The organism is Streptomyces sp. NPDC038200 (genome assembly GCF_055600785.1).
Genome location: NZ_JBVJYH010000009.1, coordinates 284,331 through 296,806 on the forward strand (window position 1 = coordinate 284,331; position 12,476 = coordinate 296,806).

15 protein-coding genes and 1 pseudogene are annotated in these 12,476 nt (G+C 70.0%); 8 read left to right on the forward strand and 8 right to left on the reverse strand.

What is annotated here, in order from left to right:
* Positions 1-49: 49 nt before the first annotated feature.
* Positions 50-709, reverse strand: coding sequence for a histidine phosphatase family protein (locus ACZ7KF_RS21115; protein WP_471076962.1), 660 nt, complete (start codon positions 707-709; stop codon positions 50-52).
* Positions 710-853: 144 nt separating this feature from the next.
* Positions 854-1,567, reverse strand: coding sequence for a TetR/AcrR family transcriptional regulator (locus ACZ7KF_RS21120; protein ID WP_471076965.1), 714 nt, complete (start codon positions 1,565-1,567; stop codon positions 854-856).
* Positions 1,568-1,685: 118 nt separating this feature from the next.
* Here ACZ7KF_RS21120 and ACZ7KF_RS21125 point away from each other — a divergent pair, with 118 nt between their 5' ends.
* Both ACZ7KF_RS21125 and ACZ7KF_RS21130 read left to right on the forward strand, forming a co-directional pair.
* The gene (locus tag ACZ7KF_RS21125) at positions 1,686-2,510 is read left to right on the forward strand and encodes an alpha/beta fold hydrolase (RefSeq protein ID WP_471076968.1); all 825 of its coding nucleotides are present in this window, start codon (positions 1,686-1,688) and stop codon (positions 2,508-2,510) included.
* Positions 2,511-2,934: 424 nt separating this feature from the next.
* Entirely contained in the window at positions 2,935-3,228 is a 294-nt protein-coding gene (locus tag ACZ7KF_RS21130; protein WP_471076971.1) for a hypothetical protein, read from the forward strand.
* A gap of 212 nt (positions 3,229-3,440) precedes the next feature.
* Here the strand turns inward: ACZ7KF_RS21130 and ACZ7KF_RS21135 are convergent, their stop codons facing one another.
* Together ACZ7KF_RS21135 and ACZ7KF_RS21140 are read right to left on the reverse strand one after the other, a co-directional pair.
* Complete coding sequence (locus ACZ7KF_RS21135; RefSeq protein WP_471076974.1) at positions 3,441-6,017, reverse strand: serine/threonine-protein kinase; 2,577 nt, start codon at positions 6,015-6,017, stop codon at positions 3,441-3,443.
* A gap of 71 nt (positions 6,018-6,088) precedes the next feature.
* Positions 6,089-6,265: a hypothetical protein gene (locus ACZ7KF_RS21140; protein ID WP_471077105.1), complete on the reverse strand. Its 177-nt coding sequence runs from the start codon at positions 6,263-6,265 to the stop codon at positions 6,089-6,091.
* Here ACZ7KF_RS21140 and ACZ7KF_RS21145 point away from each other — a divergent pair.
* A pseudogene (locus ACZ7KF_RS21145) lies at positions 6,263-6,482 on the forward strand (transposase); the annotation flags it as partial. The gene ACZ7KF_RS21140 and the pseudogene ACZ7KF_RS21145 overlap by 3 nt on opposite strands.
* A gap of 14 nt (positions 6,483-6,496) precedes the next feature.
* Here ACZ7KF_RS21145 and ACZ7KF_RS21150 read toward each other — a convergent pair.
* Together ACZ7KF_RS21150 and ACZ7KF_RS21155 are read right to left on the reverse strand one after the other, a co-directional pair.
* A complete protein-coding gene (locus ACZ7KF_RS21150) occupies positions 6,497-7,039 on the reverse strand; it encodes a GNAT family N-acetyltransferase (protein ID WP_471076977.1) in 543 nt (180 codons plus the stop codon).
* Positions 7,040-7,146: 107 nt separating this feature from the next.
* Positions 7,147-7,755, reverse strand: a complete 609-nt coding sequence (locus tag ACZ7KF_RS21155; RefSeq protein ID WP_471076980.1) for a TetR/AcrR family transcriptional regulator — start codon at positions 7,753-7,755, stop codon at positions 7,147-7,149.
* A 95-nt stretch (positions 7,756-7,850) separates the two neighbouring features.
* Here ACZ7KF_RS21155 and ACZ7KF_RS21160 point away from each other — a divergent pair, with 95 nt between their 5' ends.
* Positions 7,851-9,095 carry an NADH:flavin oxidoreductase/NADH oxidase family protein gene (locus ACZ7KF_RS21160; RefSeq protein WP_471076982.1) on the forward strand — a complete coding sequence of 415 codons (1,245 nt, stop codon included), beginning with the start codon at positions 7,851-7,853 and terminating at the stop codon, positions 9,093-9,095.
* Positions 9,096-9,351: 256 nt separating this feature from the next.
* Here the strand turns inward: ACZ7KF_RS21160 and ACZ7KF_RS21165 are convergent, their stop codons facing one another.
* Positions 9,352-10,326, reverse strand: a complete 975-nt coding sequence (locus ACZ7KF_RS21165; protein WP_471076985.1) for an alpha/beta hydrolase — start codon at positions 10,324-10,326, stop codon at positions 9,352-9,354.
* 292 nt (positions 10,327-10,618) lie between these two features.
* Here ACZ7KF_RS21165 and ACZ7KF_RS21170 point away from each other — a divergent pair, with 292 nt between their 5' ends.
* From ACZ7KF_RS21170 to ACZ7KF_RS21180, 3 genes are all read left to right on the forward strand, one after another.
* Positions 10,619-10,864 carry a hypothetical protein gene (locus tag ACZ7KF_RS21170; protein WP_471076988.1) on the forward strand — a complete coding sequence of 82 codons (246 nt, stop codon included), beginning with the start codon at positions 10,619-10,621 and terminating at the stop codon, positions 10,862-10,864.
* Positions 10,861-11,040 (forward strand): DUF6480 family protein, encoded by a 180-nt coding sequence (locus ACZ7KF_RS21175; protein ID WP_471076991.1) that lies wholly within the window; start codon positions 10,861-10,863, stop codon positions 11,038-11,040. Before ACZ7KF_RS21170 ends, ACZ7KF_RS21175 begins: the two co-directional genes overlap by 4 nt.
* 127 nt (positions 11,041-11,167) lie before the next feature.
* Entirely contained in the window at positions 11,168-11,416 is a 249-nt protein-coding gene (locus ACZ7KF_RS21180; RefSeq protein WP_471077102.1) for a UBP-type zinc finger domain-containing protein, read from the forward strand.
* 83 nt (positions 11,417-11,499) lie between these two features.
* Here the strand turns inward: ACZ7KF_RS21180 and ACZ7KF_RS21185 are convergent, their stop codons facing one another.
* A complete protein-coding gene (locus ACZ7KF_RS21185; RefSeq protein WP_471076994.1) occupies positions 11,500-11,751 on the reverse strand; it encodes a hypothetical protein in 252 nt (83 codons plus the stop codon).
* Positions 11,752-11,791: 40 nt separating this feature from the next.
* On the opposite strand from ACZ7KF_RS21185, the gene ACZ7KF_RS21190 reads away from it, so the two are divergent.
* Positions 11,792-12,151, forward strand: coding sequence for a hypothetical protein (locus ACZ7KF_RS21190; RefSeq protein WP_471076997.1), 360 nt, complete (start codon positions 11,792-11,794; stop codon positions 12,149-12,151).
* Positions 12,152-12,476 lie beyond the last annotated feature (325 nt).

Sequence of the window (12,476 nt, forward strand, 5' to 3'; positions counted from 1 at the left end):
CTCCGTGTCAACGTCGGGGGGAGCCTCGGTGAACCGTCGCCGGGGGCCCTCAGCGGTAGCTGAGCAGTCCGCGGTGGTCCCCTGTGAAGTGTGCGTGGTCGTTGAAGGTGAGGAGGCTGGTTCCGGAACGGCCGACGACGAGGGTGGTGACGGCGGCGTTGACCGTGACGCGGTTCAGGGCCACGACCGCGGCGGGCGGTAGGGACAGCAGGGCGCCGCAGAGTGCGGCAAGGACACCGCCCGAGGTGACGACGACCGCGTCGCGGCCTTGACCGAGGCGGGTGGACAGTTCGCTCAGAACGGCTGCGATCCCGTTCCCGAAAGCGGTCCATCCGTCGGGAGCGGTGTCCTCCGCGTCCTCGATCCACGCTCCCAGTGCCCGGTCGAGCAGCCCCTGCAGGGCCTGGGAGTCCGCCTGGTCGTCCGGGGCCGGGTCGGTGTACCGGGCCAGCAGGGCGACGTGGTCGTACTCGTTCCAGCGTGGGTCCTCGTGCACGGGAGCCGTGAATCCGGCCGCTGCCGCCAGCAGTCGTGCGGTGTCGCGCTGGCGGGTGAGGGTGCCGCTCATGAGGTGCGGGTCACGCAGGCCGCGGCGGGCCAGTTCCCGGCCGACGGCGGTGGCCTGTTCGCGGCCGAGGGGGGACAGGGCGTCGTAGTCCTTCGCTCCGAAGGACGCCTGGCCGTGCCGGACCAGGGAAATGAGGGGCATGCCGGTGTCTCTCGTGTCAGCTGCCGGATCGGCGGTTCGCCGAACGGCATCGGTGGTCGTGGTGGGCGGCCGCCGGCCGGAGCCGGCGGAAGGCGGGGTCGCGGGTCCGACCGTGGTGGTGGCGGTGGTGGATCTGCTGCGCGATCACGGTGAGACGGACGAGGCCGAAGACCTCGTGGAAGGGCCGCGTGGTCCCCTTTCCGGCGAACAATGCTCGTGATCGCGACCGGGGTCTGCCGGGCGGCGGCCGACAGGCGCTCCGTGCGATGTGCCGGCGAACTGCTCCACGACCCGCTCCAGACTGCCCACGAGCAGCTCGACCAGGTCGGCCGTGGTGACCACCTCGTCGGTGGCGTCGATGGCCATCTCCTCGGCCATGGCCAGCCAGCCGCGCACGGCCAGCCGCAACAGCGGCGTCGGGTGGGTCACGCCCGCCGCCTCCAGCACACGGTCGACCAGCATGTCGCGCGTGCTGTCGAAGACTCGCAGGACCAGCTCGTCGCCGCCCGCGCCGGCCCGTACGAGCGCCACGTAATTACCCTTCCGGCGCTGCACGAACGACACGAAGCCCTCGACGATCCCCCGCATCCGCTCCGTCGCGGTGCCCTCCGCCGGGGCCTTGGCGTGCAGCAGCACCCGACGTGCGGCCGCCTGCACGACGGCGACGTAGTAGTCCCGCTTCGTCGGGAAGTAGCGGAAGAGCAGGCCGCGGGAGATCCCCGCCTCCGCCGCCACCTCGTCGACCGACATCTCGTGGATGGGGCGGGTCACCAGCAGGCGCAGGCCGATGTCGATCAGCTGCGTCCGGCGCTCCTCGGGTTTCAGTCGCACACGGGACGGTACGGACTCGGCGTTCATGGCGCGACCCTAACTTGCTGAGCAATGCTCAACAAGACTGTTGAGCAGCGCTCAGCACACCTCTATGCTCTGCTGCCACCCGCAGGCGGAGCCGCCTCCGAGCGTGAAGGAGCCGCACGTGCCCACTGTCGACGTCAACGGCGCATCGATCTCCTACACCGACACCGGGGCGCCTCCGGGAAAGCCCGACGCGCCCGCCGTCGTCTTCGGTCACGGACTGCTCTTCAGCGGCTGGATGTTCCATCCGCAGGTCGAGGCGCTCCGCCAGGACTACCGGTGCGTGACAGTGGACTGGCGCGGCCAGGGGGACACACCGGCGACGCCCTCCGGGTACGACATGGACACCCTCACCGCCGACGCCGTCGCCCTGATCGGGCGGCTCGGCCTCGGCCCGGTCCACTACGTCGGCCTCTCCATGGGCGGGTTCGTCGGCCAGCGCATCGCGGCCCGGCACGGCGAACTGCTCCGTTCGCTGACGCTGCTCGACACGAGCGCGGACGGCGAGGACCCGGGCAAGGTCCGCGAATACCGGCTGCTGGCCAACGTCTACCGGCTCACCGGGGTTCGGCCGGTCCTGGGGAAGGTCAAGGCCACGATGTTCGGTCCCGCCTTCCTCGCCTCGCCGGCGAGCAGGGCCGTCGTCGACGAGTGGGTACGGCGGCTGCGGCGCTGTGAACGGGCGGGCGTACGCAAGGCCGTACTGGGCGTCGCCGACCGTCCCCCCGTCCACGACGAGCTCGGCCGTGTCACCGCGCCCACCCTGGTCGTCGTCGGCGCCGACGACGTGGCCACACCCCGCGCGGACGCGGAGCGCATCGCGGCCGCCGTCGACGGGGCGCGACTGGAGGTGGTGACGGGCTCAGGACACAGCAGCACGCTCGAACAGCCCACGATCGTCACCGCGTTGATCCGCGACTTCCTGGCATCGGTCGACAACGAATGAGCACCGCCGAGCCGCCCGCCCCTGCTGCTGAACCCGGCGAACCACAGGCAGGAGCACGAACGCGCCTCGGTCAGTGAGGCGCGCGTACCGCGCATCCTCAGTCAGGACCTGTTCGGCAACCGGACCCGCACCTGTCTCGATCCGGGCGTGGCCGAAGGCCGGCCGCGCTCCTCCGCCATCCGGCGGAGTAGCGCAGCGCCGCCCCGCAGCGCGCGAAGTGCGGCAAGGCCCGCACCGTCTACGTCCCCGAGGACGCGGTCGGCTCGGTCGACACCTGACCCGCGCCTACGACGCGCTCCACACCGCACCACCGACCGACGCGCGCCGGACTTCGGACCGTGAGAGATACGTTCCACCGGGTATCCGCTGCCTGGACAAGAGAGGCCCGGAAGGGCGGCTCCCTTCGACGACAGGAGACAGGGGCATGGCCACCGATACGAACTCCGTCAGGATCACGGGCAAGGTTCAGGGCAGAGACATCGTCCTGACAGGCCTCCTCTCCAAGGACGAGATCCGGAACCAGGTGTGGTGGTGGCAAAACCCCCACCCCGAAAACTCCAAGGAGCGGGAAGACCGTCTCCATGAGTACGACAACTCCGAGAGGGATGTGATCACCACCCTGGGCGGGTACTACGAGGTTCCCGCCGACTCCCGAACGTCTGAGGCAGACGAGTTGGTCGAGATGGTCTACGCGGAGCTCAACCCGGACCAGCGGTAACGCACGCAATCGTCCCGCTGCGGTTCTGCTCGGCGAACTGCTCCGGCCCACTCCTGTGCCCGGTACGGAGGAACCGGCAACGGCACGGCCCGCCAGGTTCACGGCGCTGACATCGCGGTGACCGAGACGAACGACAGGGACACCGGCCGGTTGCGGCCTTCGCCGAGCAGCAACGGCTGTACGCTGCAACTCGGTGCCTTGGGCGCCGGGGCCTATCTTCCCGGGATGCCGATGAGGGCCTCCGCGATCGCCCGCAGCGCTTGGTCTTGCCGCTCGGGGGGCAAGACGGTCGCGGCGATGCGTCGCGCAGCGGCGGGGTCGGCAAGTGCGACGAGTCTCGCGACGCGGAGCTGGAAGTGTCGCGCGTGGTCTCCCGTGGCGGCCTCGGCGAGTTCACAGGCGAACCTGCCGACGGCATCGGGGGCGATGGCAACAAGCCGCTCGACGATGGCGAGCAGTGCTTCTTCCCGCCCGTTGGCGATGCGCCGTGCGCTTGCCGGGTCGACAGCAGCTGCGGCGACGGCAACTTCGGTGAGTGCTCGGTTGCGTTCCCACGAGGACGAGATCCTGCGGGCGATCCGCTCCGCTGCTGCCGGGTCGACAGCAGCTACCGCTTCGGCGCTGAACGAAAGCCCACGTGTATCCCTTCTGGGGATTTTACGGGCGATGCGTTCGGCGGCGGCCGGATCGGCTGCTGCGAGCGCTGCCGCAACGTGCTCGCAGCGGGGCCCGCCCGCCAGTGCCTCGGCCTCGATCAGTAAAGCTATGGCCTCGTCCGCGTTCACCTGCTTCATGGCGGCGCCGATGGTCGCCAGAGCGAACCCACCGTGGTGCAGCCCACGGATATCGTCAGCCGCGGCGGTGAGCAGGGCGTGTGCCCGGGCGGGTTCATGGCCGGCGACGGCGAGCGCGATATCGCTCAGGACGACCGCGCGATCATTGTGGTCCGGTAGGGATCGGGCGAGTCGTTCCGCACGGTCGATGTCGGACACGGCAAGCTCTCGGCAGACGGCAGTCACGGCCTCGACACGCTGACGGTGCGGTATCGATCGAGCGAAATCCTCGGCCGCGTCAAGGTCGGTCACAGCGAGGGCCTGACATACCTCCACGTCCAGACCTCGTCGGCCGTAGTCGTTCGCAGGGATGGAGGCAGCGATCTGTGCGGCGGCCGAAGGGCAGCCTGCAGCAAGGAGTACGCGGGCGATGTCCTCCTGGCCGGAGCCGAGTTCCTGGTCGATCGTCCCTGCGATACGTAGGGCGTTCGGGCAGTCCCGTAGGGCAACGACCTTGGCAACTTCGACCAGGGCTTGGGCCCGGAGTCGCGGCTCATGGATCGCATGCGCGAACTGCTCGGCAGCGGCAGGGGCTGTGCCGGCCGCTGCCCTGGCGATGGAGACCAGCGGTCGGTCTTTGTCACGCTTGATCAGATCGGCCACCCGCAGCGCGGCCGAGAAGTCCTGTGATGCCAGGGCAACGGCGATATCTCCCAGTGCGGCGGTTCGCCGGCCGGGGTGCGCGATTTCGCGGGCGAGCGTGACGGCGCGGTCGGTATCGAGTGGGGCCCAGGCCGTTGCGATGTCCCGGAGCCTCCTGCCATGGAAGGCAGCAAGCTTCCCGCTCTTGCTGCCGAACCGGGCGCACTCTCGGCGGATCAGCTGTTCGGCCTCCTGGAGGAGCGTTACCGCGTGCCGGGGATCGTGCGGGGTCGTAGCACGACCGATCTTCACCAAGAGGTTTCCGTCTCGGGTGCGGGCCCACTGCTCCGCCTCGGTCAACAGTGCCTTGGCCATGGCCGGGTCTGACGAGGCCGCAACTTCGGCGATCTTGACCAGTGTCTCGTGTTCGAGCCACTCGTGGCTGATGCCTCTCGCGGTGCGTACGGCTTCGGCCAGGTCGGCAGGCGCCGGTGTGCCCGCCGCAGCCACCGCGGTCGTCACGGCTGCCTTCATCGCTGGCCTGCGCAGGCTGGTGGCGGTGTCGGCTGCGGTCGGCCGTCGACGGGGGTCTTTGGCGAGCAACGTGTCGATGAGAGCGTCCAGTGTCGGCGGGGCATCGGTGCGAAGCGAGCTCACGCGAGGTGCCGGTTTCCCCGCGTGCATGAAGTACAAGGCAGCCGGGTCCGGCACGGAGAACACCGGACGGCCGGTCAACAGACGGAAAAGCGTGGCACCGAGTGCGTACATGTCGGCGGCAGAGTCAACCGGTGCGCCTTCGAACTGCTCGGGCGCCATGTATGCCGGCGTGCCGATCGCCACTCCCGTCTGCGTCAGTTGTGGCTCGGTTGCGCTGTGGCGGAGGCGGGCGATCCCGAAGTCGCAGACCTTCACGGTGCCGTCGTCCAGGAGCATGAGATTGCCGGGCTTGATGTCGCGGTGCACGACACCGGCGCCGTGCGCGGCGGCCAGCGCATCGGCAACCTGCGCACCGTAGTCCGCCACCAAAGGCAGAGGCATACCGTGGGGGAACTCCTGCTCCAGCACTGTCCGCAGGTCGCGGCCATGCAGCAGTTCGAGCACCAGGAACGGCCTGCCTTCGTGTTCCCCCGCGTCGTAGGCGGCGGCGATGTTGCGGTGCGCAAGCTGCGCTGTCGCACGCCCCTCACGATGAAACCGGGCGAGTATCTGCCGCTGCTGAGTGGAGTCGTCCGGCAGAGCCACCTCCAGCAGAATCTTCACAGCCACCTGCCTGCGCAGGCGCAGGTCCTCGGCCTGCCACACCTGGCCCGTTCCGCCTTGGCCGATCCGCCTGGTCAGCCGGTAACGCCCCGCCAGCTCCGCGCCCTCGTCCATCCGCTCCCCCTCACCCCGCACAACGAAATGTTCCCGTGAAGCAGTGACGACGAACGGCGCTGCTCAGTTCGTCAGCAACTGCGCCGCTGCGGCAATGGGCCGTCCTCGTCCGGCACTTGGTACTCGCGCTGCTCGGGTGGCAGCGTCCGCAGCTGCTCCACGGAGGCGTCCAGGTAGCGGGTGGTCCACAGCACGGCGGCGTTGAGGACCAGGCCGAGCGTGATCGTCGCCCGAAACTCAGGCGTCAACTGCACTTGGCTGTCGAGCAGGGTCAGAGGCCCATGTCGATCGTGGTGACGGCGGGGCAGCGGGGGGGACTCGCCGCAGTTCGAACGGGTGATGGAGCAGATCCGTGTGCCCCGCATAGGGACCGGTCGGCCGCGTGTCTGTCCCGACCGCGTGCGGGCTGACAAGGCGTACGCCTGCCGGAAGAACCGCGCCGACCTGCGCCGCCGCGGAATCCGTCCTCGTTGCGGCCATCAACGAGTGGTGGTGACGTACTGGACCGACGACAACTCGAACACCCGGACTCGCCGACCGCCGGTGGGATTGACGGTCTCACGGACCGGACGCATCCCCAGTTTGGTCATGATCCGTTCGGAGGCGTCGTTGCCCACTTGAGCGATGCTGACGATCCGCTCCAGCCCTCGCTCTGCGAACCCGAACCGTACAGCGGCTGCAGCGGCCTCGGTGGCCAAGCCCTGCCCCCAGTGGGAACGTCCCAGCCGCCAGCCGACCTCAACCGCCGGCAGTACCTCCGGCAAGAAGCCGGGCACCGAAAGGCCGGTGAACCCGGCCAGCTCGCCAGTGGACCGGATCTCCACGGCGAACAGGCCGAAGCCTTGTGACTCCCACTCGCTCTCCCATGCCTGGATCCCGCTGCGCGTCTGCTGTTCGTCACGGACGCTGCCGTCACGGATCCATCGCATGACCTCGGGGTCGGCATTGATGGCAGCCATGGGCGCAACGTCTTCCTCGCGCCAGCGACGCAGGATCAAGCGGGAAGTCTCAAGCGTGACCATCCGATCATTCTGGATCACAAAATGGGCTCCCCGCCATCCTCACCAGGCACTTTCGATACACGCCCCTACAGACAAGGTGCCCGCCACCAAGCCTTCTGCAACACCCTTCAGTGCGGTGCGGCTGTCGTTCGTGACAGTGCCGCAGGGGCGGTGAACAGTGCGCGGACGGCGGCGCGGACCTGGTCGGCGACCACGTCGGGGGTGGAGGTGTCGAGCTTGCCGTCGAGGTGCAGGAACGCCAGGCCGTGGACCAGGGCCCAGACCGTGGTCGACAGCGCCTCCACGTCGGCGCCGGGAAAGGCACCACGGACGATGCCGCGGACGTATTCCGAGATCGCGGTGGTCGCGGCGACCCGTTCCTCGCTGTGGGGATCGCAGGGCTCGGCGAACATCACCCGGAACAGCGCCGGGCGCTCGAGCGCGAAGCGGACGTAGGCGACGGCGACCGCCGCGAGCTCGTCGGGAGTCGTGGGCGAGGGATGCGCCGCGGCCAGATATTCGGCCAGTTCGCGGTAGCCCTGCGCGGCGACCGCGGAGACGAGCGCGTCGCGGTCCGCGTAATGGCGGTAGGGAGCCGTCGCCGACACACCGGCCCGCCGCGCCACCGCCCGCAGGGACAGCCCGGCACTGCCGTCCTCCTCCAGCAACTCCCGCGCGGCGCGCAGACAGGCGGCGCGCAGATCCCCGTGGTGATACGAGCCGCCCGCTTGCGACATAGGTCACACTCCCTCATGTTTACGTTGTTTACATCGCTGCTTTAATGTGAACGATGCATACATCGTAAGCCATCGAGACAGAGAGGGGAACTCGGATGACCAGCGAGCTGTTCTCGCCCTTGTCCCTGCGCTCCGGGCAGGTGCTGAACAACCGGATCGCCAAGGCGGCCATGGAGGAGAACATGGCCGGCGACGGCCAGCTCCCGGACAAGGAGCTGTTCGGGCTGTACCGGCGCTGGGCCGCCGGCGGCACCGGACTGCTGATCACCGGCAACGTCATGGTCCACGCCGAGGCGCTGACCGGCCCCGCCGGCGTGGTACTCGACGAGGCCGCGCCGCTGGAGCCGTTCGTCGAGTGGGCCGAGGCCGGCAAGTCCGGCGGCGGGGCGATCTGGATGCAGATCAACCACCCCGGCCGCCAGATCGGGTCCGACATGCCCGGGGTCGTGTGGGGCCCGTCCGCGGTCGCCGTCGACCTGGGCAAGCACAGCAGCCGCTTCGGCCGCCCCGTCGCCATGACCCCCGAGCAGATCCAGGCCACCGTGACCCGGTACGCCGTCACGGCCCAGCGCGCCGAACAGGCGGGCTTCGACGGTGTGGAGGTGCACGCCGCGCACGGCTACCTGCTGTCGCAGTTCCTGTCCCCCCTGGTCAACAAGCGCACCGACCAGTGGGGCGGATCGCTGGAGAACCGGGCCCGGATGCTGCTGGACGTCGTCCGCGCCGTGCGCGCCGCCGTTTCCCCGTCCTTCGAGGTCGCGGTGAAGCTCAACTCCGCCGACTTCCAGCGCGGCGGCTTCGACGCCGACGACGCACGCCAGGTGATCGCGATGCTCGCCCCCCTCGGCGTCGGCCTCGTGGAACTCTCCGGCGGCAGCTACGAGAGCCCGGCGATGTCGGGCCGCCCCGCCGACGAGCGCACCCAGGCCCGCGAGGCGTACTTCCTCGACCTGGCGAGGGACCTGGTCAAGACCAGCCCGCTGCCGCTGATGCTCACCGGCGGCATCACCCAGCGCCACACCGCGGAGAGGGTCCTCGAGAGCGGCGTGGCGATCATCGGCATGGGCACGGCCCTCGCCGTCACCCCGGACCTGCCGGACCGTTGGCGCCAGGGCCGCGAGGCCGACGACCGGCTGCGGCCGGTCACCTGGTCCGACAAGGCTCTCGCCTCGGCCGCCGGTATGGCACAGGTCCGCCACCAGATGCGCCGCATCGCCCGCGGCAGCCGCCCGACACCCCGCACCCACCCGGCGTTCGCCCTCATCGCCGAGCAGCGGAAGCAGCGGCGGGCGCTGCGCCGCTACCGCGCCTGGCTGTCCGCGTCTCAGGGCACCGCGTAGGCGTGCCACCGGAAGGGCCCCAGGTGCGCGTCGCTCGCCGCGGCCACCTGGGGCCCTTCCGTTCGCTCGCCACGCCGCTCGCCGTGCCGGCCGACGGCACCACTCCCCCACCCTCACCCGGACACGCTGCTCGGAAAGCCGTCGCGCCCGTGCCCGTGCGGCCACCGAGGTCGATCGTGACCGTTTCCTGCCGGGGCGAGGGCATCGGACCGGCCCGGGAGCCCCCGCAGACGAGGGAGCGGATGCGTGACTTCCCTCAGCCGCCGTGGAGCGCCGTCCTCAGGAAGTCGATGGCGATCTTGCGGGCGATGTTCGCGGCGCGGGTGTCGCGCAGGCTGTCCAGGAGGAGGAAGTCGTGGACCATGCCGGCCACCCGGACCGAGGTGACGTCGACACCGGCCTCGCGCAGCTTGTTGGCGTACTGCTCGCCCTCGTCCCGCAGCACGTCGGCTTCGTCGGTGATGACGAGTGTGGTGGGCAGCCCCCGGAGCAGTTCGAGAGGGGCCTGGAGCGGGGAGGCGTGCACTTCGGCGCGCTGGGAGTCGTCGGTGGTGTACGCGTCCCAGAACCACTTCATGCCGTCGCGGGTGAGGTAGTAGCCCTCGGCGAACTGAAGATAGGAGGGGGTGTCGAAGTCGGCGTTGGTCACCGGGTAGAGCAGGCACTGGGCCTTGAGGTCGATCCCGCCGCGCTCCTTGTTCATCAGCGCGAACACCGCCGACATGCAGCCGCCGACCGACTCGCCGGTGACGGCGACGCGTGAGGTGTCCAGGCCGTGTTCGGCGCCGTGTTCGAGGACCCATTGGCCGACGGCGTAGTTCTGTTCCACCTGGGTGGGGTATTTCTTCTCCGGCGCGCGGTCGTAGACGGGAAAGACGCCCGCGGCGTTCGCGCCGACAGTGAGTTCACGGAAGAGGCGGTCGTGGGTCTTGTCGTCGCCGAAGACCCAGCCGGCTCCGTGGATGTAGAACACCACCGGCAGTGCCCCACTCGCCCCCTTGGGGCGGATGATGCGGGTGCGGACCGTGCCCCACTCACCGGCGTCCACGTCGACCCATTCCTCGTCGACGTCCGGACGGGGCACGCTGGTGTCGCTCTGCAGGCCGAGCAGGATGTCACGGCCCTTCTCCGGGGGGACCTCGTAGATCCTGGGGTGCGGGTCGGTCGCCTCGGCCAGCTCCTTCGCGGCGGGTTCGAGGTACGGGGTGATCGGCGGCGGAAGCTCGGTCACACTCACTCCACGTCTCGGGCACACGGGTGCCCAGTCATGCGGCCCGACGCACCGGCCGCTGCTGGTGACGGTCACCCCCCGGGGGAACTCCCCGATCCATCCTCAGCGCACCCACCGCAGCGCGCAACCGCCGCACACGCGGCGCCGAGCGCGCGTCGTGCCCCGGGCCCTCCACTCCGGCCGTGCGCCGGACACCCACCGCATCCACAAGGCCGGCAGGGGTCGAAAGGGGAGTGATTGCGTTTCCTCACGCAGCGCACTGTGTATTCGTTCCGTCACACCAGGAGTGAAGATGATCGTGGAAAAGCTCCACCACGCGGGCGTCACGAGCGAGCACGCCTACCTGGCGGCAACGGCCTCCATCGGGCTTTCGCTGGTCTCATGGCTCGCCTCCAGCAGGACGGAGGACCTGGAACGCGCCGACCGCTGGGGCATCTTCGTCGGCGAGTGGGCACCCACCTTCTTCGCCCTGGGGCTCGCCCTGGCCAACTACGAGGACCGCGAGCAGCGCCTCGGCGCGGCGGAGGTGCCGTCATGACCGATGCTCTGCACCCTCCGGGAGAGACTCCGCCCGTTGAGGGTTCGACCGCGGAAGCCCATCCCGAGCGAGCGGACGGCGGGATGTGGGAGCACCCGTACTTCTGGCTGACGCTGATCGTCATCGGCTGTCTGATGATCGCCGCGTTCTTCGTCGTCAGGATCGTCGGTCTGTGAGCAGGGGCAGTGGCCGGCGTCGCCGGCGGGAACGCTCCGCCCGGAGGGATGACCCATGACCGGATGGACCGTGCGGCCGGACGGAGGACGCCCGCAGGGACGACGCTGCGAGCACACGAGCACGGACATGCCACCCGCGCCGCCGGGCGGGGTGTGCGAGGAGTGTTCCGCCCGAGGCGGACGGTGGGTCTCGCTGCGTATGTGTCTGACCTGCGGCCACGTCGGCTGTTGCGACAGTTCGCCGGGCGCTCACGCGACTGCCCACTACGAGGAGAGCGGGCATCCGGTGATGCGCTCCGTGGAACCCGGGGACGACTGGGCCTGGTGCTACGTCGACGAGGCGTTCCTCCAGCCCGCCCGGACCGGCGACGAGTAGCGCCGTCGCGGACGCTCGGGCCGGCCGGCGCGCGCCACGTCCGCAGCGCGCCGGCGTCCGGGGGCGACGGCGGAAACGACATCTCAGTAGCGCTGCGCCTTGGTCAGGCGCGGGGTCAGCTTGGGTTCGGGCGGCTCGTGGCTGAAGACGATGGGCTGTTCCTTCTTGCCCGGCGGGAGGTCCTCCGCGCCGGTGTACCGGGTCTCGACCACATGGTGGTTCGCGTCCTCGAAGTCGACCTGCACGGCATAGGACGCCTTCTGCCGCGTCTTGTTGGTGATGGTGATCAGAACCGCGAGGACATCGCCGGTCTCTGCTTTCGGCAGGCCGGTCATGCCGACCTCCGACCGGGCGTTCCCGCCTCCCTTGACGCCCTTGACCGCCTTTTCGGCGGCGGCCGTCCTGCGGGCGGACTCGGCCGACACGGATGCCTCGAACTCCGAGGCCCGCGCCGATGCCGACGAGGCGGCCGCCGATGCCGAGGCCCGGGCGGAGGCGACGGCCGCCGACGCGGAGGATGCCAGCGCGGAAGGCAACGTCCCGCTGCTGAAAGAAGCCGTGTTCGGGGCCGTGGGGGTCCGGCTGGCCGCGTCGCCGGAGCCAGAGGTGCCATTGCCGCATCCGGCGAGCGCGCCCGCGGCCAGGCAGCAGACGGAAGAGAGCAGGGCCGCGTCACGAAGACGGCGGGGCGGCCCGGTCAAGGGAGGGGAGGGCATGCGGACTTCCTCAAGGTAGGGGATCTCGACCTCATCGTCGGTACTGGCCGGACGGCCCGCGAGTTGGTCTGCTTCCGATGGGCGACGCCCTTGCGGCGGCGGCACGCTGCCGATGCCGGTGATCGCGGTGCCACCGGCCGGGGCGGTTCCCGCACCGCTCTCCGGTGTCGCGCCGCTGGCGGGTCCCGCTGTCGGGCGGGGGTGGGGCCTCCCGAGCCGAGCCGTTGGGCCGAGATCGCCGGATGGGACGGGGACGGCCGATGAGTTTCTCCGCGGCCAACGGTCAAAGATCATGGTGGGTGCGCCGCGGCCGTGAAAGCCTGGTCGAAGCGCGCACCGGCCGA

Coding starts and splice junctions, on each gene's coding strand:
- ACZ7KF_RS21115 (WP_471076962.1), bottom strand. CDS start 709: ATGCCCCTCATTTCCCTGGTCCGGCACGGCCAGGCGTCCTTCGGAGCG.
- ACZ7KF_RS21120 (WP_471076965.1), bottom strand. CDS start 1,567: ATGAACGCCGAGTCCGTACCGTCCCGTGTGCGACTGAAACCCGAGGAG.
- ACZ7KF_RS21130 (WP_471076971.1), top strand. CDS start 2,935: ATGGCCACCGATACGAACTCCGTCAGGATCACGGGCAAGGTTCAGGGC.
- ACZ7KF_RS21135 (WP_471076974.1), bottom strand. CDS start 6,017: ATGGACGAGGGCGCGGAGCTGGCGGGGCGTTACCGGCTGACCAGGCGG.
- ACZ7KF_RS21150 (WP_471076977.1), bottom strand. CDS start 7,039: ATGGTCACGCTTGAGACTTCCCGCTTGATCCTGCGTCGCTGGCGCGAG.
- ACZ7KF_RS21155 (WP_471076980.1), bottom strand. CDS start 7,755: ATGTCGCAAGCGGGCGGCTCGTATCACCACGGGGATCTGCGCGCCGCC.
- ACZ7KF_RS21160 (WP_471076982.1), top strand. CDS start 7,851: ATGACCAGCGAGCTGTTCTCGCCCTTGTCCCTGCGCTCCGGGCAGGTG.
- ACZ7KF_RS21170 (WP_471076988.1), top strand. CDS start 10,619: ATGATCGTGGAAAAGCTCCACCACGCGGGCGTCACGAGCGAGCACGCC.
- ACZ7KF_RS21175 (WP_471076991.1), top strand. CDS start 10,861: ATGACCGATGCTCTGCACCCTCCGGGAGAGACTCCGCCCGTTGAGGGT.
- ACZ7KF_RS21180 (WP_471077102.1), top strand. CDS start 11,168: ATGCCACCCGCGCCGCCGGGCGGGGTGTGCGAGGAGTGTTCCGCCCGA.
- ACZ7KF_RS21185 (WP_471076994.1), bottom strand. CDS start 11,751: ATGACCGGCCTGCCGAAAGCAGAGACCGGCGATGTCCTCGCGGTTCTG.